Consider the following 21685-nt stretch of genomic DNA (forward strand, 5'->3'; position numbering starts at 1 on the left):
CTTTTACTTGCAGCTTATAGCTTGCCGCTTGCAGCTCATTTCGATCCTAGGAGAAATGCCATGACCATCAAAGCCATCAACGTGCGCAACCAGTTCAAAGGCTCGATCAAGGAAATCGTCCTCGGCGACGTGCTGTCGGAAATCGACGTGCAGACCGCTTCGGGCATCGTCACTTCGGTGATCACTACCCGCTCTGTGAAAGAGCTGGAGCTGGTGGTCGGCAGTGAGGTGATCGCCTTTGTGAAATCCACCGAGGTGTCGATCGCCAAGTTGTAAGTCGGTGAGCAAAAAACAACCCCGGAGGGTGTGAGCCCTGCGGGGTTTTTTGTGCCTGTCGCGGATTCGGCGGCGCGGCTTTCGCGAGCAGGCTCGCTCCCACAGGGGAACGCATTTCAAATGTGGGAGCGAGCCTGCTCGCGAAAGGGCCGGTGCATGCGCTAGAGATTTCTTTTGGGTAAATATGGCGGAAGGTACAACCCGATATAGGCATCAAACACGCGCATCCCTTCCTCGGCCATGCGCGGGGTGATCTGCCCGTGCTGCTGCACCGAACGGGCATAAACCCGGTCGCCCAGTTCCATCGCCAGGGCAAACACATCGACATCGTCCGGCAGCCTCGGCAATTCGAAATGCTGGTCGAACAGCTTGTGCATCAGGTCGCCCAGTTCCAGATCGTGCTGGCGGTCAGCCTGGGTCACTTCGGTCAGGCCGTGTTGCGCCAGGATCAATTGCCGCGCGGCGGCGTCTTCGTCGTAAATCTCGAGCATGCGCTGTTCGACCAGTCGCGACAGGTCACGCCAGTCACGCAAAGCATCGTGATCGATCGGCGCTTGCAGGCAGGCGCGGAAGGCTGCGTGGACATCAGCGGTCAGTGCTTCGAGCAACGCCGGCACGCTGGCGAAGAAGTGATACACGGAGGAGGGCGGAATCTGCGCGCGCTCGGCGACGCTGTAGATCGACAGACTGGCCACGCCCTCGGCCGCCAGCAGCGTGCGCGCGGCATCGAGGATCGAATCGATCCGCGCCTGACTGCGGGCACGGGGTTTGCGGACGGTGGCGGGACGCGTCATGGAAGTCTCCTGCGGGGCAGCGGGCATTGTACGAGGCGGTTCAGGTGTTGTCTGCCAGTACCCTGTGGCGAGGGGATTTAGCGAAACGTCGCACCGCCCCGTTCGGCTGCGCAGCAGTCGTAAACCCTGAGAGCCGGGTATTCCTGACACACCGAGTGGGATGGATTTGGGTCTGCTTCGCAACCCAACGGGGATAAATCCCCTCGCCACAGGTTTTGTGTTCGGCCATAAAAAAACGCCGCTGGCTGAGTCAGCCAACGGCGTTTTTTTGAAGCTGCAAACCGTTTAAACCGTATGCAGATACCAGTTGTACTCAAGGTCGGAGATGGAGTGTTCGAACTCCTCCAGCTCGCTTTCCTTGCAGGCAACGAAGATATCGATGTACTTCGGATCGATGTACTTGGCCATCACCTCGCTGTCGTCCAGCTCGCGCAGGGCATCGCGCAAGTTGTTCGGCAGGCTCTGCTCGTTCTGTTCGTAGCTGTTGCCTTCGACAGGCGCGCCCGGTTCGATCTTGTTGACCAGGCCGTGGTGCACGCCGGCCAATACCGAAGCCATCAGCAGGTACGGGTTGGCGTCGGCGCCGGCCACGCGGTGCTCGATACGTACGGCATCGGCAGAGCCGGTCGGTACGCGGATCGCCACGGTGCGGTTGTCCAGGCCCCAGCACGGCGAGTTCGGTACGTAGAACTGCGCGCCGAAGCGACGGTAGGAGTTGACGTTCGGGCAGAGGAAAGCCATCTGCGCCGGCAGGGTCTCGAGCACACCGCCGATCGCGTGACGCAGCGCGGCGTTCTGCTCGGGATCCTCGCTGGCAAAAATGTTTTTGCCGGCTTTGTCCAGAATCGAAATGTGTACGTGCAGACCATTGCCCGCCTGGCCCGGATAAGGCTTGGCCATGAAGGTGGTGTCCATTTCATGGTCGTAGGCGATGTTCTTGATCAGACGCTTGAGCAGGACGGCGTAGTCGCAGGCCTTGATCGGGTCGGCAACGTGGTGCAGGTTCACTTCGAACTGCGCCGGGGCACTTTCCTTGACGATCGCATCGGCCGGGATGCCTTGCTCTTTGGCACCTTCCAGAATGTCCTGAAGGCAGTCGACGTATTCGTCGAGGTCGTCGATCAGGTAGACCTGCGTCGAGTGCGGGCGTTTGCCGGAGATCGGCGAGCGTGGCGGCTGCGGACGGCCGTTCACGTTTTCCTGGTCGATCAGGTAGAACTCGAGTTCGAAGGCGGCGCAGATGGTCAGGCCGAGCTCGTCGAACTTGGTCACCACCTGGCGCAGCACTTCACGGGGATCGGCGAAGAACGGATCGCCTTCGAGTTCGTGCATGGTCATCAACAGCTGCGCGGTCGGGCGCTTCTGCCATGGCTCGTTGCACAGGGTATCGGGGATCGGATAGCAGATGCGATCGGCGTCGCCGATGTCCAGGCCCAGACCGGTGCTTTCCACCGTGGAGCCGTTGATATCCAGAGCAAATAGAGAGGCCGGCAGGTTGATGCCTTTCTCGTAAACCTTGTGGAGGCTGGTGCGTTCGATGCGCTTGCCGCGCACCACACCATTCATATCCGCAATCAGAAGGTCAACGTACAGAACCTCAGGATGTTCCTTAAGGAACGCGTTCGCTTCGTTAAGCTGAACGGCACGCGGGGGTACCGACATGATGCAACACCTTTGTTGTTAAAAATATCAATCATTGATCTTTTCTGGTTTCAGTCAACCCGAACGGCCTGCCGAAGTCAAGCGAGGCCTTTTTTGCCCCGAAAAAGCGCTTGAAGGGCATTTATGGGGCACTTTGGGGCGTTTTTTCAAACCTTGAACGTTGCTCAGCTGCGGGCTGGAGCAGGCCGTGTTGTATTTTTTACGGGGGTGTTGTGTAAAAAAATGAACAAGGCTAAGCTCCGGTCAAACCCATAACAGCAATAATACCGGGGTGCTTCATGTCTCGCCTGCCGTTAATCGGCATCACCGACTGCTCGCAACAGTCCGGTCTGCATGCTCATCACATCAGTGGCGATCAAACCGTCCGTAGCGCAGCCAGCAAGGCGCGCAGCCTGTCGACGACACGCTCGTCAACATCCGGCAAAACGGCAGCGTCCGATATTCTGGACGTCGGGCACAGCATCCGCTTTATGGCGTCTCCTTTCACTATAGAACTCTTTCCCTTCCAAAGCCCGTGCCGCACTCAGCGTCATGCTTGTGATTCTGCACGTTTGCAAAGTGCACGGGAAATGCAACGCCAGCGTCAAGGGCAGGTAAGCTCCTCTTTCATTGTCTATGCGCGGTGCCAGGCGTAAGCCGGCACTGCGCGAGCAAGCCCCCTTTAACGCGACGCCGCAAGCGTCAAAATTGCCTGACATTGCGTCAGGAGACTCAGCCCAGAGGCATTTATGAGTAACAACCTCGACCAGCTCACCGATTGGTTGAAAGACCGCAAGATCACAGAAGTCGAATGCATGATCGGCGACTTGACCGGTATTACCCGGGGCAAGATTTCGCCGACCAACAAGTTCATCGCCGAGAAAGGCATGCGTCTGCCGGAGAGTGTGCTGCTGCAGACCGTGACCGGCGACTACGTCGAAGACGACATCTATTACGAACTGCTCGACCCGGCCGACATCGACATGATCTGCCGCCCCGACCAGAACGCCGTGTACCTGGTGCCGTGGGCCATCGAGCCGACCGCGCAGGTGATCCACGACACCTACGACAAGCAAGGCAACCCGATCGAGCTGTCGCCGCGCAACGTCCTCAAGAAAGTCTTGAAACTGTATGCCGACAAGGGCTGGCAGCCGATCGTGGCGCCGGAAATGGAGTTCTACCTGACCAAGCGCAGCGACGACCCCGACTATCCGTTGCAGCCGCCGATCGGCCGCTCGGGCCGTCCGGAAATCGGCCGGCAGTCGTTCTCCATTGAAGCGGCCAACGAATTCGACCCGCTGTTCGAAGACGTCTACGACTGGTGCGAATTGCAGGAGCTGGACCTCGACACGCTGATCCACGAGGACGGCACGGCGCAGATGGAAATCAACTTCCGTCACGGTGACGCCCTGTCGCTGGCCGATCAGATTCTGGTGTTCAAGCGCACCATGCGTGAAGCCGCGCTCAAGCACGACGTGGCAGCGACATTCATGGCCAAGCCGATGACCGGCGAGCCGGGCAGCGCGATGCACCTGCACCAGAGCATCATCGACATTCAGACCGGCAAGAACGTCTTCTCCAACGAAGACGGGACCATGAGCCAGTTGTTCCTGCACCACATCGGTGGTCTGCAGAAACTGATTCCCGAGCTGTTGCCGCTGTTCGCGCCGAACGTCAACTCGTTCCGCCGCTTCCTCCCGGACACTTCGGCACCGGTAAACGTCGAGTGGGGCGAAGAGAACCGTACCGTCGGCCTGCGCGTACCGGATGCCGGCCCGCAGAACCGCCGCGTGGAAAACCGCCTGCCGGGCGCCGACGCCAACCCATACCTGGCGATTGCCGCGAGCCTGCTCTGCGGTTACATCGGCATGGTCGAGGGCCTGAACCCGAGCGCGCCTGTGGTCGGCCGTGGATACGAGCGCCGCAACCTGCGCCTGCCGCTGACCATCGAGGACGCGCTGGAGCGCATGGAAAACAGCGCGACCATCGAGAAGTACCTCGGCAAGACCTTCATCACCGGCTACGTCGCGGTCAAGCGGGCCGAGCATGAAAACTTCAAGCGCGTGATCAGTTCCTGGGAGCGTGAGTACCTGCTCTTCGCCGTCTGATACGCCGGGCGCGGCGGCCAGCCGTCGCGCCTTCACCGATAACAAGGAGAATTGGCATGACCAGCAACAACCCGCAAACCCGTGAGTGGCAAGCGCTGAGCAGCGATCACCACCTGGCCCCGTTCAGCGACTTCAAGCAACTGAAAGAGAAGGGCCCGCGGATCATCACCAACGCCAAGGGCGTTTATCTGTGGGACAGCGAAGGCAACAAGATCCTCGACGGCATGGCCGGCCTCTGGTGCGTGGCGATCGGTTACGGTCGCGACGAGCTGGCCGATGCCGCCGCCAAACAGATGCGCGAACTGCCGTACTACAACCTGTTCTTCCAGACCGCACACCCGCCGGCGCTGGAACTGGCCAAGTCGATTGCCGACGTGGCGCCAGAAGGCATGAACCACGTGTTCTTCACCGGTTCCGGCTCCGAAGGCAACGACACCATGCTGCGCATGGTTCGCCACTACTGGGCGATCAAGGGCCAGCCGAACAAGAAAGTCATCATCAGCCGCAAGAACGGTTATCACGGTTCGACCGTGGCCGGCGCGAGCCTCGGCGGCATGACTTATATGCACGAGCAGGGCGACCTGCCGATTCCGGGCATCGTCCACATCGCCCAGCCGTACTGGTTCGCCGAAGGCGGTGACATGTCGCCGGAAGAGTTCGGCATCTGGGCGGCCAATCAGCTCGAAGAAAAGATTCTCGAGGTCGGCGTCGACAACGTCGGTGCCTTTATTGCCGAGCCGATCCAAGGTGCCGGCGGCGTGATCATTCCGCCTGATACCTACTGGCCGCGCATCAAGGAAATCCTCGCCAAGTACGACATCCTCTTTGTTGCCGACGAAGTGATCTGCGGCTTCGGCCGTACCGGTGAGTGGTTCGGTAGCGATTTCTACGACCTCAAGCCGCACATGATGACCATCGCCAAGGGCCTGACCTCCGGCTACATCCCGATGGGCGGGTTGATCGTGCGTGATTCGGTGGTGGCCGTGCTCAATGAAGGCGGCGATTTCAACCATGGCTTCACTTACTCCGGCCACCCGGTGGCAGCCGCGGTGGGCCTGGAAAACATCCGCATCCTGCGCGACGAAAAAATTATCGAGAACGCCCACAACGAAACGGCACCGTATTTGCAGAAACGTCTGCGCGAGCTGAACGATCACCCGTTGGTGGGTGAAGTTCGCGGCGTCGGTCTGCTGGGGGCGATCGAGCTGGTGCAGGACAAGGCCACGCGCAAGCGTTACGAAGGCAAGGGCGTGGGCATGATCTGCCGGCAGTTCTGCTTCGACAACGGCCTGATCATGCGCGCGGTGGGCGACACCATGATCATCGCGCCGCCGCTGGTGATCAGCAAAGCCGAGATCGATGAGCTGGTTACAAAAGCACGCAAGTGTCTGGACCTGACCCTCAATGCGCTGCAGGCCTAGGTGCTAGGCTTTGGGCGGGGGAGCTGCGGCGCACTCGCTCAAAGCTGTCAGAAAGGCTGGTCTTTTGTTGAAAGACCGCCTCGGATCTTGCCAGACTAGCCGCGGTTCCAGTTGTCCGGGTTCGGCCGCTGAACAAAGTGGTTCAAAAAAGAAAAATTTGGAGCATGACGCATGAAGGCATTAGGTAAAAAGCTAGCTGGCAAGACTCTGCTCGCGCTGTCCATGGCGGGCATGATGGCGGGTGCGGTGCACGCGGACGACAAGGTGCTGCACGTCTACAACTGGTCCGACTACATCGCGCCGGACACCGTGGCCAACTTCGAAAAAGCCACCGGAATCAAAGTCGTCTACGACGTCTTTGACAGTAACGAAACCCTGGAAGCCAAACTGCTGGCCGGCAAGTCCGGTTATGACATCGTGGTGCCTTCCAACAACTTCCTCGCCAAGCAGATCAAGGCCGGGGTTTACCAGGAGCTGGACAAGTCCAAGCTGCCGAACTGGAAAAACCTCGACGAAGACCTGCTCAAGGCCGTTGGCGATGCCAGCGACCAGGGCAACAAGCACGCCTTCCCGTATATGTGGGGCTCGATCGGCATCGGCTACAACCCGGCCAAGGTCAAGGCTGCGCTGGGCATCGACAAGATCGATTCGTGGGACGTGGTGTTCAAGCCGGAAAACATCGAGAAACTCAAAAGCTGCGGCGTGAGCTTCCTCGATGCGCCGACCGAAATGATTCCGGCGGCATTGCACTATCTGGGCAAGCCGACCAACAGCAAGGACAAGGCTGATCTGAAAGCCGCCGAAGACCTGTTCCTGAAGATCCGTCCGTCGGTCGCCTACTTCCACTCTTCCAAGTACATCTCCGACCTGGCCAACGGCAACATCTGCGTCGCCGTCGGTTACTCGGGTGACCTGGAGCAATCCAAGACCCGCGCCCAGGAAGCCGGTGACAAGGTCAAGCTGGCCTACACCATTCCGAAAGAAGGCGCCGGTACTTTCTATGACATGGTCGCCATTCCCAAGGATGCCGAAAACGTCGAAGCCGCCTACAAGTTCATGAACTACCTGCTGGAGCCGCAAGTGATGGCCGGCATCACCAACGCCGTGCGTTTCCCGAACGGCAACAAGGCGGCGACGCCTATGGTGGACAAGGACATCACCAGCGACCCGAGCATCTATCCTTCGGCTGAAGTGAAGAAACAGCTCTATGCGATCAGCGATCTGGACGCCGCCACACTGCGCCTGATCACCCGCAGCTGGACCAAGATCAAATCGGGCAAATAAGCCGGTTTGTCGCCACAACCACTGGCCGTCGTCGTCGCGACGGCGGCCAGCGGATAATTAAATGACAGAAAGTTTTGCTGGATCGGTTTTTCGAGGGTAAGTTGCGCGCCGGTTTTGTTGTCGGGCAGCCATGGCTGTCATGCAGCGCGGGGCAACTTGGGCCCAATCAATTTAGAGGACCTCCACTTGCCTGTATTTTCTTCTTTGCGCAAAGCCCTGCTGGTCGCTGCCGGCCTGACAATCGCTGTCGGAGCCCAGGCCGCCGGTACGGTGCATATTTATAACTGGTCCGATTACATCGGCGAATCGACCCTGGCCGACTTCGAGAAAGAGACCGGGATCAAACCGGTCTACGACGTTTTCGACTCCAACGAAACCCTGGAAGGCAAGCTGCTCGCCGGGCGTACCGGTTACGACGTGGTCGTGCCGTCGAACCACTTCCTTGGCAAGCAGATCAAGGCGGGCGCGTTCCAGAAGCTCGACAAGGCGCAACTGCCGAATTATTCCAACCTCGACCCGGTGCTGCTCAAGCGCCTGGAGCAGAACGATCCCGGCAACCTCTACGCCGTGCCGTATCTGTGGGGCACCAACGGCATCGGCTACAACGTCGACAAGGTCAAGGCCGTGCTCGGTATCGACAAGATCGATTCCTGGGCCGTGCTGTTCGAGCCGGAAAACATCAAGAAGCTGCACAGCTGCGGTGTCGCGTTCCTCGATTCGGCTGATGAAATGATGCCGACGATGCTCAATTACCTGGGCCTGAACGCCAACAGCACCAACACCAAAGACTACGAAAAGGCCACCGCCAAGCTGCTCGCGGTGCGTCCATACGTGACCTATTTCCACTCGTCGAAGTACATCGGCGATCTGGCCAACGGCGACATCTGCGTGGCCATCGGTTTCTCCGGCGACATCTTCCAGGCGAAGAACCGTGCCGAGGAAGCCAAGAAGGGCGTCAACATCGCCTATTCGATTCCGAAAGAGGGCGGCGCGCTGTGGTTCGACATGCTGGCGATCCCCAAGGATTCGTCCAACGTCAAGGAAGCCCACGCCTTCATCAACTATTTGCTGAAACCTGAGGTGATCGCCCAGGTCAGTGATTACGTCGGTTACGCCAACCCCAACCCGGGTTCGGACAAGCTGATGGAACAATCCATTCGCACCGATGAAGCGGTTTACCCGCCGCAAGCAGTCCTCGACAAGACCTACGTGTCGACCGAGTTGCCAGCCAATATTCAGCGTTTGATGACCCGTAGCTGGACCAAGGTCAAGTCGGGCAAATAACGCACAAACTATCCAGGGTTCGTCTTGCGGGGCGAACTGCTGCTTCTGTTGGGAGTTTCGTAAATGGCAGTTGCCTCCGGCGCCTACAAGAAAGCCCTCGAGGGCGACCAGACACCAAAACAGGTGCTGGTCAAAATCGACCGGGTCACGAAGAAGTTCGACGAGACGATTGCCGTGGACGACGTGTCCCTGGAAATCAAGAAGGGCGAAATTTTTGCTCTGCTCGGCGGTTCGGGATCGGGCAAATCCACCTTGCTACGGATGCTTGCAGGCTTCGAACGGCCCACGGAAGGGCGGATTTTCCTCGACGGCGTCGACATCACCGACATGCCGCCGTACGACCGTCCGATCAACATGATGTTCCAGTCCTACGCCTTGTTCCCGCACATGACCGTGGCGCAGAACATCGCCTTCGGCCTGCAGCAGGACAAGATTCCCAAGGCTGAAATCGACGCCCGCGTGGCCGAGATGCTCAAGCTGGTGCAGATGAGCCAGTACGCCAAGCGCAAGCCGCATCAACTCTCCGGCGGTCAGCGCCAGCGTGTGGCCCTGGCCCGTTCGCTGGCCAAGCGGCCGAAACTGTTGCTGCTCGACGAGCCGATGGGCGCTCTGGACAAAAAGCTGCGCTCGCAGATGCAGCTGGAACTGGTGGAAATCATCGAGCGCGTTGGCGTGACCTGCGTCATGGTCACCCACGACCAGGAAGAAGCCATGACCATGGCCGAGCGCATCGCGATCATGCACCTCGGTTGGATCGCGCAGATCGGCAGCCCGATCGACATCTACGAAACCCCGACCAGCCGTCTGGTCTGCGAATTCATCGGCAACGTCAACATCTTCGAAGGCGAAGTGATCGACGATGCCGAAGGCCACGCGACCATCACCTGCAAGGACCTCGACCGGCAGATCTACGTCGGCCACGGCATCAGCACCTCGGTGCAGGACAAGTCGGTCACCTACGCGATTCGCCCGGAAAAACTGCTGGTCACCGCCGACATGCCGACCTGCGAGTACAACTGGTCGAGCGGCAAGGTCCACGACATCGCCTATCTGGGCGGGCACTCGGTGTTCTACGTCGAATTGCCGAGCGGCAAACTGGTGCAGTCGTTCGTCGCCAACGCCGAACGTCGCGGCGCGCGTCCGACCTGGGGCGATCAGGTCTACGTGTGGTGGGAAGACGATAGCGGCGTGGTACTTCGCTCATGAACATGCGCAAATTCAAACGCCGTATAAACCGAATCATCCCCAATGGCCGGCAGCTGGTCATCGGGGTGCCGTTCATCTGGCTGTTCCTGTTCTTCATGCTGCCGTTCTTCATCGTCCTGAAGATCAGCTTCGCCGAAGCCGATGTGGCGATCCCGCCGTACACCGAGATCTACACCTACGCCGAGCAGAAGCTGCAGCTGCTGTTGAACCTGGGCAACTACGCGTTGCTGGCCGGCGACGAGTTGTACATCGCGGCGTACCTCGGTTCGCTGAAAATGGCCTTTATCAGCACCGTGCTCTGCCTGCTGATCGGTTACCCGATGGCCTATGCCATCGCCACTGCCCGGAAAGAGCTGCAAACGGTGCTGGTGCTGCTAATCATGATGCCGACCTGGACGGCGATCCTGATCCGCGTCTACGCGTGGATGGGCATCCTCAGCAACAACGGCCTGCTCAACGGCTTCCTGATGAGCATGGGCCTGATCGACGAGCCGCTGCAGATTCTCAATACCAACCTGGCGGTGTACATCGGGATTGTCTATTCGTACCTGCCGTTCATGATCCTGCCGCTGTACGCCAACCTGGTCAAACACGATCAGAGTCTGCTGGAAGCCGCCTCGGATCTGGGTTCGAGCACCTTCAACAGCTTCTGGAAAATCACCATTCCATTGTCCAAGAACGGCATCATCGCCGGCTGCATGCTGGTATTCATTCCTGTGGTCGGCGAGTTCGTGATCCCGGAACTGCTCGGCGGCCCGGAAACCCTGATGATCGGTAAGGTGTTGTGGCAAGAGTTCTTCAACAACCGCGACTGGCCGGTGGCGTCCGCGCTGGCGGTGGTGATGCTGGCGATCCTGATTGTGCCGATCATTCTGTTCAACCGCAGTCAGGCCAAGGAAATGGAGGGTAAAGAATGAAACGCTTCCGTTTCTCCAGCCTGATGCTGGTATTGGGTCTGCTGTTCATCTATCTGCCGATGCTGATCCTGGTGATCTACTCGTTCAACGCCTCGAAACTGGTGACGGTGTGGGGCGGCTGGTCGGTGAAGTGGTACGTCGGCCTGCTCGACAACTCGCAATTGATGGGCTCGGTGTTGCGCTCGCTGGAAATCGCCTGCTACACCGCCGTGGCGGCGGTGGCACTGGGTACCCTGGCAGCGTTCGTGCTGACCCGTATCACCCGCTTCAAGGGCCGTACGCTGTTCGGTGGCCTGGTGACTGCACCACTGGTGATGCCGGAAGTGATCACCGGTCTGTCGCTGTTGCTGCTGTTCGTGGCCATGGCGCAGATGATCGGCTGGCCGCAGGAGCGCGGTATCGTCACCATCTGGATCGCCCACACCACGTTCTGCGCGGCGTATGTGGCGGTGGTGGTGTCAGCGCGCTTGCGTGAGCTGGACCTGTCGATCGAAGAGGCGGCGATGGACCTGGGTGCGCGGCCGTGGAAGGTGTTCTTCCTGATCACCATCCCGATGATCGCGCCATCGCTGGCGGCGGGCGGGATGATGTCGTTCGCGCTGTCGCTGGATGACCTGGTGCTGGCAAGCTTCGTGTCCGGCCCGGGTTCGACGACCCTGCCGATGGAAGTGTTCTCGGCCGTGCGCCTGGGTGTGAAACCGGAAATCAACGCCGTGGCCAGTCTGATTCTGCTGGCGGTGTCGCTGGTGACCTTCCTCGTCTGGTTCTTCAGCCGCCGCGCCGAAGAAGCACGCAAGAAAGCCATCCAGCAAGCCATCGAAGAAAGCGCGGCTGATTCGTGGAAGCAACCGGACGCGCGACGCGCGCCTGCGCCACAGACTGTGTGAGCCGGCGGGTTGGTTTCATTCCTGAGGCCAACCCAAATCAAAATGTGGGAGCGGGCTTTTGTGGTGAGGGGATTTATCCCCGATGGACTGCGCAGCAGGCCTTTTTTTTGGGGTCGCTTCGCAACCCAACGGGGATAAATCCCCTCGCCACAGGGCCCAGCTCCAAATCTGGTTTTAAGCAGTCCAGGGAGACTGGCGGATGACCTCGACGAAATTCATCGGTTTGAACCCCGGCTCCTGATCCACCAGCACATCAGTCTTCACATTGCCAAACGTGGTCTGCGGGCGATGACGCAAGCCGTCGGCGAACGCGCAGATGATGCACTCCTTGAAACCCTCCCCACGTGGATGCGCATGCACCACGGCTTCGCGCTGCATGCTGCTGAACGCCGCGTAGTCCATGCCCAGCACGTCCATCTCCACCCCGGCGGTCACCAGCGCGACGGTCGGGCGCAGATGCCTGGGTACGCCCGGCGTGGTGTGCAATGCGATCGACAGCCACACCTGCTCGATGTCGTCGTCGCTCAGCCCGTACGGTTTGAGAAAGGCTGCGGCGGCATTTGCGCCGTCCACTTCGAAGCGCTCGTCATCGCTGCGATGACCTGCGACGAGACCAAGGTCGTGGAACATCGCCCCGACATACAGCAGCTCCGGGTTATAGGCCAATTGCTGGCGCTCGCCGCTCAGGGCACCGAACAGAAACACCCGGCGCGAGTGGTGATAAAGCAGGTCGGATTCGATGTCGCGGATGTATTCAGTGGTGGCCCGGGCGAGGGCGCTGTCAGGGATCTTGATGCCGGCGATGGTGCTGGTCATAACGGTTTCCTCGTCGAAAACGCCGTCGTGGCGCTGCTGGAGAAAGTCTGTTCCCCGCGCGCCAAGCGAACAATCGAGTCATGGCTGCGATCCTTGCCATTGCACCTGCAAATCGTGCCAAGCTCACTTGTCGGGTGTGGGCTGGCCAGGGTTAGCTCGATCAACCAGTTGGACATGGCCCATGTGGGAGCGAGCTTGCTCGCGAAAGCGGTTTCTCATTCGACAGCTATGTTGCGTGTGTTGGCCTCTTCGCGAGCAAGCTCGCTCCCACGGGTTTGTGTGTTTGCCAAAGGATCGAGGACGTTTGAGTCATGAACAAATCCGTCGCCATTGTGGTGTTCCCCGGCGTGCAGTCACTGGACGTCAGCGGCCCGATGGACGTGTTCGCCGAAGCCAACCGCTTTCTTGCGCTGCAGGATCACTATCGCTTGCAAGTGATCGGCGTCGAGCATGGACCGATGGCCTGTTCCAACGGCATGAGCCTGAATGCCCATCGCCACTTCAGCGAAGCAAAGGATAGCCCTGACCTGTTGCTGGTCGCCGGTGGCCCGCAATTGCCGTTCATGGATTTTGGCCCCACGTTCGATGCCTGGCTGCGTGAAGCCTGTGGCCGCGCCCGGCGTTTCGGCTCGATCTGCAATGGCGCGTTCATGCTCGCCCGCGCCGGTTTGCTCGAGGGGCGCACCGTCACCACGCACTGGAACGATGCCGAGGCGTTGGCGCAGTTGTGCCCGACCACGCGGGTCGAGGCAGATCGCCTGTATGTCGAGGACGGCGCGCTCTATACCTCGGCCGGGGTCACGGCAGGCATCGATCTGTCGTTGTACTTGCTGGCGCGCGACCACGGTGCCGAGGTCGCGCTGAGTGTGGCGAAACGGCTGGTGGTGTTCACCCAGCGCTCGGGCGGGCAATCGCAGTTCAGCCCGTTCCTCACGCCGCATGCCGAGCCGACGTCAGCGGTGGCGCTGGTGCAGTTGTATGTGCTGGCCAACCTCACTGGCGATCTGACGATCGCCGATCTGGCCAATGCCGCGAACATGAGTGCGCGCAATTTCTCCCGGGTGTTTGCGCGAGAAGCGAAAGTGACACCGGCGGAGTTTGTCGAACGGGCGCGGGTGGATGCGGCGCGGGTCATGCTGGAAAGCACCACGGCGCCGCTGAAGACCGTGGCCTATCAGTGCGGGTTTCGTGATGCGCAGCATATGCGCAGTGTGTTCAACCGGCGCTTGGGCGTGACGCCCCAGCAGTTTCGGCTGAATTTTGCGCTGGATGTTTGATCCGGGCTTGAGCTCGAAAGCCCTCACCCCAGCCCTCTCCCAGAGGGAGAGGGGGCCGACCGCGTTGTCTGGCGTGTTACATCGACCTGAAAGACCTTATCGATTATGGATTCGGTGCCAATCTTGCACGTCGGCGTTTCTCCCCAATATCCCCCAATCGGTCCCCTCTCCCTCTGGGAGAGGGCTAGGGTGAGGGGCTCTTCAGGGCTTGCGCGCAGGCAACAGCTTCAACGTACTCCGCGTATTCGCCAGCACCTCTTCCTCGCTGAAATGCGCCTGCACATATATCCCCTCCACATACGCCTCGGCCTGGTCGTCATAGTGACTGTCCAGTGGCACGCCACTTTGGCCGACCGGGTTGATCGTCAGGCCATGCACCGGATCGGCAAAATCCACCAGACGTCGCGTCGACGGTCCATAGGTCACCGGCCATGGCGCCGGGCCGATCTTCGCCGAGAGGTTGTTCGGCACTTCGTGGCTGCCCGGCGCTGCGAACGGGCCGACGTTGAACAGGCGATCCAGCGGCTTCTGCTGCCCCAGCGGATGGCCGTGAGTGAGGGTGTGCGCCGCGCCCCACTGCCAACCGGCCACGTTATCGCCGAGGGTCAGTTTCAGATGCGCCATGCTTGCCGCCCACGCCGTGCGCACGACATCGGCGCGGGTTTCTTTGGCTGGCGTGCTGCGATTGTCCCACCACGGTGAATCCGCCTTGGCCGCCAGGCGTGGCAGCGCGGAGTCGATCACCCTCGTCGACAGCAGTGTTTCGAAGAAGTCATTGCCCAACTCATCGCGCATCGCCGCATCGGCAAGGTCATAGAGGAACTGGTTGAACACCGTCGCGCTGATCGAATTGAGCGGATAGTCGCCAGGCCACTGCGCCAGTTGCTCGACCAGTTTCAGCTGCGCCGGATCACTGACCACCTCACGCAACACCGGCAGCAGCGGCGCCAACAGGCGCGGGCCGTAACCGGTCGCCGTGCCCAGTTGCAGTTGCTGGTTGGCCTCGTTGCTCCACTTCACCCGGTTGTCGCTGAGCTGACGGTCAAGCTGCTGACCGCGATCGGCAAGGTTGTAGTAACCGGGGATCTCCATGCCGGTCGGCGACACGGGCTGGAAGTTGGCCGAGACGATATAGCCGCGCGCCGGGTTCTCTTCCTGCGGGTTGGCGCTGAACGGGAAGTAACCTTCCTTGTCCGCTTCAGCCGTGCTGCCGTCGAGGATGAAGCCCGGTTTCACCCCGGCCGGACGTTTGGGCAGCAATGCCGAGGCCCACCAGGCGATATCGCCCTTGGCATTGGCGTACACCAGATTCAGACCCGGCGCCTGCACCTTGGCCGCTGCCGCGCGGGCCTTGGCCAACGTGTCGGCGCGGTTGAGCTGGTAGAAACCGTCGAGGATCGGGTTGGGTGTTTCGAGGAAGGCCCACCACATCGCGATCGGGGTCTTGCCGGCAGCGCTGCCGAGGGCATCGTTGACGATGGGGCCGTGCGGGGACTGGCGCAAGGTGAGAGTCACCGGCGCCTGACCCTTTACATTGATCTGTTGTTCGCTGACGAGCATCTCGGTCCACTGGCCGCGATACCAGACCTGATTGGGGTTGTCCGGGTTGACCTTCTCGGCGATCAGATCGAGATCGTCGTTCTGGAACATGGTCAGACTCCAGCCGAAATCGAGGTTGTGTCCCAGAAACGCGAACGGCACCAGTGCCTGATGATGGCCGTACAACTCGAAACCCGGCGCCGACAACTGTGCCTCGTACCACACCGACGGCACCGAGAAGCGGATATGCGGATCGCCGGCCAGCAAGGGCTTGCCACTCTGGCTGCGGCTGCCGGCAATCACCCAGGCGTTGCTGCCCTCGAACTGCGGCAGGCCGTTGTCGAGCAGCGCCTGTTCGCTGAGGCGGGCGAGGGCGGTGAGGTCCTGCCAGTCGCCGGCGGCGAGGGCCGGTGCGTGCCGGGTGTGATCGGTGGCCAGAACGCCTTTGGCCTGCCAGTCGAGATCGAACACATCGAGGTAATCGGCGCCGAGCTGATCGCGCACGTAGGTCAGCAGCGGCTCGGTGCGAAACGCGGCGGCAAAGCTGTAGGCCATGTAGCCGGCGACGCTGATGCTGTCTTCGGCAGTGAACGGCCGCTTGGGGATGCCCAGCACGTCGAACTCGATCGGCGCGGCGTGGGTGTCCTGATATTGGTTGATGCCATCCAGATAGGCTTGCAGGCCCTTCCACGCCGGCGACTGCCTGTCGAGGCTGGCGACGTAACTGGCCGCGCGCTCGCGAATGCGCAGGCTGCGAAACAGTTTGTCGGTGTCGAGCAGTTTCGGCCCGAGCACTTCGGCCAGCTCACCACGGGCGAGGCGGCGCATGGCTTCCATCTGGAACAGGCGGTCCTGCGCGTGCACATAACCGAGGGCGCGATAGAGGTCGGTTTCGTTCTCGGCGCGGATATGCGGCACACCGCGCTCGTCGTAGCGCACGGTCACCGAGCCTTGCAGGTTGCGCAACTCGACCTGGCCCTGGCGCGTCGGCTGCTTGCTGTAGATATACCCGCCGGCGGCGCCGAGCAGGACAACGATGAGCAAGGCAACGACGATCAACGCACGCTTCATGGTGACTCCTTGTGCAGGCGAAAAGGCCGCCCGTCGGGCTGCAAACATTTAGCACAGAGCATCTGTGCGCTGCAGCGCTGTCCTTGAAAAGTCCGGAATGCCTTACTTCGCGTCCGCCGGCCACGGGCAATAACAACCCACCGCCAGCGTGTGCGTGGCATTGACCGGGCGATCTTCCGTCAGGGCATGCAGGATCGGTTCGATAAAGCTGTTGCTGGAGTTGCAGGTCAAGCCTTCGCTGTACGGGCCGAAATAGGCGAGTTTGCCGCTACGATCCCAGATCGCTACGGCGGGGCTGGCGGGGATCTGTTCGGCGCCGGGCAGGACGATGATGGTTTTCAGGCTGGCGAGGGTGGCGGGCAACTGGCCGTGGCTGCCGGGCTTTTGCACGGCGAAGAACTCCACGCCGCGAGGGCCGAACTGTTCGACCATCTCGCTCAGGTGCTGTTGATTACCGACGTTGCACGGGCAGGCCGGGTCCCAGAAGTGCACCAGGCGGATATTGCCCGGCCCGGCGAGGTTGTCCGGCAGGCGCAGCGGGTCGCCGGAAAATACTGCCGTATGTTCGCTGAACGCGCGCAGATAGCGGCCCTGAAACCAGTCATACGCCGCCCACAGCACCCCGGCGCAGATCAGCGCGAGCAGGCTGGCGAACAGTGCGGTGCGGTAGGGCGAACGCATGGTTTTCGATCCTCGAAAGGCCGGCTAGCTTGCCATGTCTGCCTCTACAGATGAATATCGCAGGCCGATAAAGTCCGTTTACCGCTTTGGAATGTGCGCATGCCTGATACTTTCGACCCCGATCATTTACGCGCGAGCCTCAAGCCATTGGCCGAGTGGCAGCCGTTATCGGATGAGGCGAAGGCCTATCAGCGCTTCTACAAGACCGACTTCGCCGAGCGCGATGTCTGGCGCGGCATGGGCCGTTTCGAAGTCGATGGCTACGAGCTGGTCAGCCATTGCTGGTGGCCGGAGAAGGTCAAGGCGACGTTGTTTCTGCTCCACGGTTACTACGATCACATCGGCCTGTACCGGCATGTGATCGAGTGGGCGCTGGATCAGGATTTCGCCGTGATCGCCTGCGACTTGCCGGGACACGGATTGTCGAGCGGGCCACGAGCGAGCATTCGTGATTTCGCTGAATACCAGGACGTGTTGCAGGCGCTGTTCGCTGAAGCGAACTCGATCGCGCTGCCGCAGCCTTGGCATTTGTGCGGGCAAAGCACCGGTGGCGCGATTGTCGTCGATCACCTGCTCAACCATGGCGAGAACAGCCCGGCGCAAGGGCAGGTGATTCTGCTGGCGCCGCTGGTGCGACCAAGGGCGTGGGGCTGGTCGCAGCTGAGTTATTACCTGCTGCGGCCGTTTGTACGCGGGGTCGTGCGACGCTTTAGCGAGAATTCCAACGATCCGGAATTTCTGCCGTTTCTGCAGGCCGATCCGTTGCAGCCAAGACGTCTGCCGACGAAATGGGTGGGCGCGCTGTCGCGCTGGATCATCCGTGTCGAGCACGCGAAAAAAAGTCCGCGACGGCCGCTGATCATTCAGGGGCAGGCGGACATGACTGTCGACTGGCAGCACAATCTGCAGGTGTTGAAATGGAAGTTCGACCGGCCGCAGATACTGCTGCTGGCCGAGGCACGGCATCACCTGGCCAATGAAACGGCGGAGATGCGTGAGGAGTATTTCGAATTCTTGAGCAAGCGGATCAGGGGGCGGAATCTCTAGTGCCTGGGAGGGCCTCTTCGCGAGCAAGCTCGCTCCCACATTGGAATGCAAACCCTGTGGGAGCGAGCTTGCTCGCGAAGGCGGCTTATCTGGCGACGAAGATTATTGGCCGACCGCCAACCCCGCCCGAATCGCCGCCAGTGCCGCCTGGTAGTAAGCCTTGCCCTCGGTCGACTCGGCAAATGTCGCGAACTCTTCCAGCTCTTCATCCGACAAATCGCGATAGACGTAGAGCAACGTGTTGTTCAGATCGGCGCCAATCTGATCCATCAGCCGCTGGCGCTGACCATTCAGCATGCCCTGTGCCTGTCCACCGCCAAGCAATCCCGGAATCATCGAACTCAAGCTGTCCGCTGCCACGCCGGCAATCGCCAGACTGACCTCGGCGCCCGCCTCTCGGGCTGGCAGGGCCTGGGCGAGATGGCCGATGATCAGCAAGCGACTGTCGCTGGCCTGCATCTTCGGCAGGCCCTGGGCATTTTTTGCCAGTTGATCGCGACGGGTTGCGAGCAATTCGGCGGCGACGATTTTCTTGCCCAGTGGTGACTGGAAGAAGGTCAGCGCCGGTTTAGGGTCGGCGAGTTTCTGCCGCAGTTGCGCTTCGGCACGCTGATCCATGGCCTGCGCGGCAAAGCGTTGATTGCTGTTGTTGACCAGCGCCTGAAATACCGCAGGCGGCAGGCTGTTCTGATAGCGCTGCTGGGCGGCGCTCAGGGCATCGTTGAAATGCGCGCGTTGTTCTGGCCAGCCGGCGACCTTGTACAACTGATCGTGGCCGTCCGCCCAGGCGGGCAATACGCAGAACATCAACAGTGAAAAAAGCAAACGGCGCATAGGGACTCCTGTCAGCAGCGGACTATTGTCCGTGCGGTGCCGGTACTTGTCGAGAATTCGTAGCAAGCCGCTGCGTGGCTCTGTCGGATTTATCGCCGTCGGCATACTATGCGCGCCATGCCGATATCCTCTGAACACCCGCTGCTGTTACGCATTGTCGACGACCTGGCCGAACACGGCTGGTCGCAGCAGAACATCTTCCTGCCCGCCGATCTGACCCGGGCGCTGGCGGCCGAGTGCCGTAAACGTGAAGCCGAAGGTGAGCTTGCGCCGGCTGCGGTCGGTCGCGGGCCGTTTTCGGAGATTCGCGAGGGTATTCGCGGCGATCACATCCAGTGGATCGACCCGGGTCAGGCCGAGGCCACCGACCGTTACCTGAGCCTGATGGACAGTCTGCGCGAGGCACTCAATCGCGGTCTGTTTCTGGGGCTTGAGGATTTCGAATGCCATTTCGCCCTGTACCCGCCCGGCGCGTTTTACCTCAAGCACGTTGACCGCTTTCGCGATGATGACCGGCGCATGGTCTCGGCCGTCATTTACCTCAACGAGGCCTGGCTGCCGGAGGACGGTGGCCAATTGCGCATGTACCTGGGCGAAGAACGTGTGCATGACGTACAGCCGACCGGCGGCTGTCTGGTGGTGTTTCTCTCCGGCGAAGTGCCCCACGAAGTGATGCCGGCCCATCGCGAGCGCCTGTCGCTGACTGGCTGGTTCCGTCGCCGTGGCAACGAGCCGTTCTGAACATGGAAAAGATCCTGGTCAGTCGCTGCCTGTTGGGCCATCGCGTGCGTTATGACGGTGGTGCGAGCGGGCCGTTTGATCTGCTTGAGCAGTGGATCGAAGAAGGGCGCGTGGTGCCGTTGTGTCCTGAGGTGGCGGGTGGATTGCCGACGCCGCGGGCGGCGGCGGAGATTCCTGGCGGGCAGGGCGGTCAGGTGCTGGATGGCATTGCCGCAGTCATCACTACTGATGGCGAGGATGTCAGCGCGCAGTTTCTCGAGGGGGCGCGGCAAGCGCTGGAACTGGTGCAAAAGCACGGCATTCGGGTGGCGGTGCTCAAGGCCAACAGTCCGTCTTGCGGGAATCTGTTGACGTATGACGGCACCTTCAGTGGGGTCAGAGTCAGTGGCGAAGGGGTGACGGCGGCGTTGCTCAAGCGTCATGGGGTTCGGGTTTTCAGTGAGCTTGAACTGGCTGAGGCGGCGGTGACTCTGGCGGCTTTGGACTGATCCGCCATCGTTGCCCTCACCCCAGCCCTCTCCCGGGGGGAGAGGGGGCCAACCGAGGTGTCTGGCGCTGTCCATCGACCTGAAAGACCTTGGCTACCAGGGATTCGACAAAGCCATGATCAGTCGATTTCGGATTCGGTATAGCAATCCCAAGTCGGCGTACCTCTAAAGCATCCCCGGATCAGTTCCCTCTCCTCCGGGAGAGGGTTAGGGTGAGGGGCTCTTACGGTTTCAACCACTTCTCGGACAACGCCGCCAACCGCCCATCCGCCTTGATCCGCTCCAGCGCGCTCTTGAGGCTGGCCTGAAACGCCGGATTACCCTTCTGAAACGGTATCGCCAATTCCACCGGCGTCGCCGCTTTCGGTTTCTCTTCCGTCAACGCCTGCACCAGCACCATCGGCCGCGGCGTCTCGTCCTTCTTCGCCAACAACTGCCCGTCGACCTGGCCGTACGGCTCGCTGAAGTCGAAACGATCCTTGAGTTCGGGTGTCAGTGCTATGTGGTTGAGCGCGACGTCGTACTTGCCGCTTTCAACGCCCTGGAGCAGGTCGCCCTCGTCGGTGACGATGAAGTCGGCGCGTACATCCAGCTCTTGGGCCAGAAGTTGCCCAAGCTCGACCTCGAACCCCGTGAGGGTGTCGCCCTCCTTGTAATTGAAGGGCGGTGTATTAGCCTCAAGGGCTATGCGCAGCTCGCCACGGTCGTTGACGTCATCAATCAGTTCGGCGTGAGCCAGCGGGCTCAGAAGGGGTAGCAGGCAGATCAGGCCAGGCAGCAGGCGCATGGTCACTCCTTTGAAATCATTATCGCGACGCTCTGATTCAGGCTCGCTTTGCTATGGTTGTCGAGTGCCTTCGACAACGAATGGTCATGAAGTTGTCATGACCGTGCGGATTTTACGGAAAAACTGGAGAAGAAAATGAAAAGCTTTATGTCTCGTGCAGCGTTGGCCGGTGTGCTGATGGGTGTTTCGGTGCTGGCCAGTGCGGCGACACCGGCGCCGAAGGATGCTGAAGTGTTCATCGTTTCTCCCGAGGACGGCGCCACCGTCTCGCAGGAATTCAAGGTCAAGTTCGGCGTCAAGAACATCGCGCTGGCCCCGGCGGGTGACACCACCAAGAACACCGGCCACCATCACCTGCTGATCGACGTCGACGACCTGCCGGCCGAAGGTGCGCCGATCCCGACTGACGCCCATCACATGCATTTCGGCAAGGCGCAGACCGAAGCCACGATCAAACTGGCCCCGGGCAAACACACCTTGCAACTGATCCTCGGCGACAGCGGCCACATGCCGTTCGACCCATCGATCGTTTCGGAAAAAATCACGGTCAACGTGAAATAAAAAAAGGGAGCCTTTCGGGGCTCCC

Annotated in this window: 20 protein-coding genes and 1 pseudogene; 14 read left to right on the forward strand and 7 right to left on the reverse strand. The window is 60.6% G+C overall.

The annotated features are described in order from the left end of the window. Nucleotides 1-60: 60 nt before the first annotated feature. Nucleotides 61-276, forward strand: a complete 216-nt coding sequence (locus QMX86_RS14185; protein ID WP_003229256.1) for a TOBE domain-containing protein — start codon at nt 61-63, stop codon at nt 274-276. Between the two features lie 161 nt (nt 277-437). Here the strand turns inward: QMX86_RS14185 and QMX86_RS14190 are convergent, their stop codons facing one another. Continuing rightward, complete coding sequence (locus tag QMX86_RS14190; protein ID WP_041476873.1) at nt 438-1070, reverse strand: TetR/AcrR family transcriptional regulator; 633 nt, start codon at nt 1068-1070, stop codon at nt 438-440. Between the two features lie 285 nt (nt 1071-1355). Beyond that, nucleotides 1356-2732 carry a glutamine synthetase family protein gene (locus QMX86_RS14195; RefSeq protein WP_016772657.1) on the reverse strand — a complete coding sequence of 459 codons (1377 nt, stop codon included), beginning with the start codon at nt 2730-2732 and terminating at the stop codon, nt 1356-1358. A 278-nt stretch (nt 2733-3010) separates the two neighbouring features. Here QMX86_RS14195 and QMX86_RS28350 point away from each other — a divergent pair. The 8 genes and pseudogenes from QMX86_RS28350 to QMX86_RS14235 form a co-directional block, all read left to right on the forward strand. After that, nucleotides 3011-3127 (forward strand): annotated as a pseudogene (locus QMX86_RS28350) (gamma-glutamyl-gamma-aminobutyrate hydrolase family protein); the annotation flags it as partial. Nucleotides 3128-3460: 333 nt separating this feature from the next. Continuing rightward, nucleotides 3461-4819: a glutamine synthetase family protein gene (locus QMX86_RS14205; protein WP_016772658.1), complete on the forward strand. Its 1359-nt coding sequence runs from the start codon at nt 3461-3463 to the stop codon at nt 4817-4819. A 56-nt stretch (nt 4820-4875) separates the two neighbouring features. Then, on the forward strand, nt 4876-6240 hold the full coding sequence (locus QMX86_RS14210; protein ID WP_073470991.1) for an aspartate aminotransferase family protein: 1365 nt from the start codon (nt 4876-4878) through the stop codon (nt 6238-6240). A gap of 171 nt (nt 6241-6411) precedes the next feature. Continuing rightward, entirely contained in the window at nt 6412-7524 is a 1113-nt protein-coding gene (locus QMX86_RS14215) for a polyamine ABC transporter substrate-binding protein (protein ID WP_123441777.1), read from the forward strand. Nucleotides 7525-7710: 186 nt separating this feature from the next. Continuing rightward, nucleotides 7711-8808 carry a polyamine ABC transporter substrate-binding protein gene (locus QMX86_RS14220; protein WP_051600552.1) on the forward strand — a complete coding sequence of 366 codons (1098 nt, stop codon included), beginning with the start codon at nt 7711-7713 and terminating at the stop codon, nt 8806-8808. 63 nt (nt 8809-8871) lie between these two features. Continuing rightward, nucleotides 8872-10014, forward strand: a complete 1143-nt coding sequence (potA, locus tag QMX86_RS14225; RefSeq protein ID WP_016772662.1) for a polyamine ABC transporter ATP-binding protein — start codon at nt 8872-8874, stop codon at nt 10012-10014. 35 nt (nt 10015-10049) lie between these two features. Next, the gene (locus tag QMX86_RS14230) at nt 10050-10931 is read left to right on the forward strand and encodes an ABC transporter permease subunit (protein ID WP_172834039.1); all 882 of its coding nucleotides are present in this window, start codon (nt 10050-10052) and stop codon (nt 10929-10931) included. Next, the gene (locus tag QMX86_RS14235; RefSeq protein ID WP_122705623.1) at nt 10928-11818 is read left to right on the forward strand and encodes an ABC transporter permease subunit; all 891 of its coding nucleotides are present in this window, start codon (nt 10928-10930) and stop codon (nt 11816-11818) included. The genes QMX86_RS14230 and QMX86_RS14235 overlap by 4 nt, the downstream gene beginning before the upstream one ends. Nucleotides 11819-11992: 174 nt before the next feature. Here QMX86_RS14235 and QMX86_RS14240 read toward each other — a convergent pair whose 3' ends face one another. Beyond that, nucleotides 11993-12634 carry an HD domain-containing protein gene (locus QMX86_RS14240; protein ID WP_282385699.1) on the reverse strand — a complete coding sequence of 214 codons (642 nt, stop codon included), beginning with the start codon at nt 12632-12634 and terminating at the stop codon, nt 11993-11995. 311 nt (nt 12635-12945) lie between these two features. Here QMX86_RS14240 and QMX86_RS14245 point away from each other — a divergent pair, with 311 nt between their 5' ends. Next, complete coding sequence (locus tag QMX86_RS14245; protein WP_282385697.1) at nt 12946-13911, forward strand: GlxA family transcriptional regulator; 966 nt, start codon at nt 12946-12948, stop codon at nt 13909-13911. A gap of 201 nt (nt 13912-14112) precedes the next feature. Here the strand turns inward: QMX86_RS14245 and QMX86_RS14250 are convergent, their stop codons facing one another. Further along, nucleotides 14113-16521, reverse strand: coding sequence for a penicillin acylase family protein (locus QMX86_RS14250; protein ID WP_282385695.1), 2409 nt, complete (start codon nt 16519-16521; stop codon nt 14113-14115). Between the two features lie 102 nt (nt 16522-16623). Continuing rightward, a complete protein-coding gene (locus tag QMX86_RS14255; protein WP_024014714.1) occupies nt 16624-17202 on the reverse strand; it encodes a DUF6436 domain-containing protein in 579 nt (192 codons plus the stop codon). Between the two features lie 99 nt (nt 17203-17301). On the opposite strand from QMX86_RS14255, the gene QMX86_RS14260 reads away from it, so the two are divergent. Next, nucleotides 17302-18249: an alpha/beta hydrolase gene (locus tag QMX86_RS14260; RefSeq protein ID WP_282385693.1), complete on the forward strand. Its 948-nt coding sequence runs from the start codon at nt 17302-17304 to the stop codon at nt 18247-18249. A 102-nt stretch (nt 18250-18351) separates the two neighbouring features. Here the strand turns inward: QMX86_RS14260 and QMX86_RS14265 are convergent, their stop codons facing one another. Next, a complete protein-coding gene (locus QMX86_RS14265; RefSeq protein WP_024014712.1) occupies nt 18352-19083 on the reverse strand; it encodes a DUF2059 domain-containing protein in 732 nt (243 codons plus the stop codon). 108 nt (nt 19084-19191) lie between these two features. Between QMX86_RS14265 and QMX86_RS14270 the strand changes: the two genes are divergently transcribed. Further along, entirely contained in the window at nt 19192-19824 is a 633-nt protein-coding gene (locus tag QMX86_RS14270; RefSeq protein ID WP_071172179.1) for a 2OG-Fe(II) oxygenase, read from the forward strand. Between the two features lie 2 nt (nt 19825-19826). Continuing rightward, on the forward strand, nt 19827-20312 hold the full coding sequence (locus tag QMX86_RS14275; protein ID WP_282387027.1) for a DUF523 domain-containing protein: 486 nt from the start codon (nt 19827-19829) through the stop codon (nt 20310-20312). Between the two features lie 223 nt (nt 20313-20535). On the opposite strand, the gene QMX86_RS14280 is transcribed toward QMX86_RS14275, so the two are convergent. Continuing rightward, a complete protein-coding gene (locus QMX86_RS14280) occupies nt 20536-21099 on the reverse strand; it encodes a transporter substrate-binding domain-containing protein (protein WP_282387028.1) in 564 nt (187 codons plus the stop codon). Nucleotides 21100-21234: 135 nt separating this feature from the next. Between QMX86_RS14280 and QMX86_RS14285 the strand changes: the two genes are divergently transcribed. Then, nucleotides 21235-21660 carry a DUF4399 domain-containing protein gene (locus QMX86_RS14285; protein ID WP_039757489.1) on the forward strand — a complete coding sequence of 142 codons (426 nt, stop codon included), beginning with the start codon at nt 21235-21237 and terminating at the stop codon, nt 21658-21660. Nucleotides 21661-21685: the final 25 nt, after the last annotated feature.

Origin of the sequence: Pseudomonas sp. PS01270 (assembly GCF_029959775.1) — a bacterium.
Classification (GTDB): Bacteria; Pseudomonadota; Gammaproteobacteria; order Pseudomonadales; family Pseudomonadaceae; genus Aquipseudomonas; species Aquipseudomonas atacamensis.

Bases quoted from the DNA above. Each gene is read 5' to 3' on its own strand.
- QMX86_RS14255 (WP_024014714.1), bottom strand. From the start codon at position 17,202: ATGCGTTCGCCCTACCGCACCGCACTGTTCGCCAGCCTGCTCGCGCTG.
- QMX86_RS14275 (WP_282387027.1), top strand. From the start codon at position 19,827: ATGGAAAAGATCCTGGTCAGTCGCTGCCTGTTGGGCCATCGCGTGCGT.
- QMX86_RS14270 (WP_071172179.1), top strand. From the start codon at position 19,192: ATGCGCGCCATGCCGATATCCTCTGAACACCCGCTGCTGTTACGCATT.
- QMX86_RS14215 (WP_123441777.1), top strand. From the start codon at position 6,412: ATGAAGGCATTAGGTAAAAAGCTAGCTGGCAAGACTCTGCTCGCGCTG.
- QMX86_RS14185 (WP_003229256.1), top strand. From the start codon at position 61: ATGACCATCAAAGCCATCAACGTGCGCAACCAGTTCAAAGGCTCGATC.
- QMX86_RS14245 (WP_282385697.1), top strand. From the start codon at position 12,946: ATGAACAAATCCGTCGCCATTGTGGTGTTCCCCGGCGTGCAGTCACTG.
- QMX86_RS14190 (WP_041476873.1), bottom strand. From the start codon at position 1,070: ATGACGCGTCCCGCCACCGTCCGCAAACCCCGTGCCCGCAGTCAGGCG.
- QMX86_RS14205 (WP_016772658.1), top strand. From the start codon at position 3,461: ATGAGTAACAACCTCGACCAGCTCACCGATTGGTTGAAAGACCGCAAG.
- QMX86_RS14235 (WP_122705623.1), top strand. From the start codon at position 10,928: ATGAAACGCTTCCGTTTCTCCAGCCTGATGCTGGTATTGGGTCTGCTG.
- QMX86_RS14260 (WP_282385693.1), top strand. From the start codon at position 17,302: ATGCCTGATACTTTCGACCCCGATCATTTACGCGCGAGCCTCAAGCCA.
- QMX86_RS14285 (WP_039757489.1), top strand. From the start codon at position 21,235: ATGAAAAGCTTTATGTCTCGTGCAGCGTTGGCCGGTGTGCTGATGGGT.
- QMX86_RS14195 (WP_016772657.1), bottom strand. From the start codon at position 2,732: ATGTCGGTACCCCCGCGTGCCGTTCAGCTTAACGAAGCGAACGCGTTC.
- QMX86_RS14210 (WP_073470991.1), top strand. From the start codon at position 4,876: ATGACCAGCAACAACCCGCAAACCCGTGAGTGGCAAGCGCTGAGCAGC.
- QMX86_RS14280 (WP_282387028.1), bottom strand. From the start codon at position 21,099: ATGCGCCTGCTGCCTGGCCTGATCTGCCTGCTACCCCTTCTGAGCCCG.
- QMX86_RS14265 (WP_024014712.1), bottom strand. From the start codon at position 19,083: ATGCGCCGTTTGCTTTTTTCACTGTTGATGTTCTGCGTATTGCCCGCC.
- potA (WP_016772662.1), top strand. From the start codon at position 8,872: ATGGCAGTTGCCTCCGGCGCCTACAAGAAAGCCCTCGAGGGCGACCAG.
- QMX86_RS14250 (WP_282385695.1), bottom strand. From the start codon at position 16,521: ATGAAGCGTGCGTTGATCGTCGTTGCCTTGCTCATCGTTGTCCTGCTC.
- QMX86_RS14240 (WP_282385699.1), bottom strand. From the start codon at position 12,634: ATGACCAGCACCATCGCCGGCATCAAGATCCCTGACAGCGCCCTCGCC.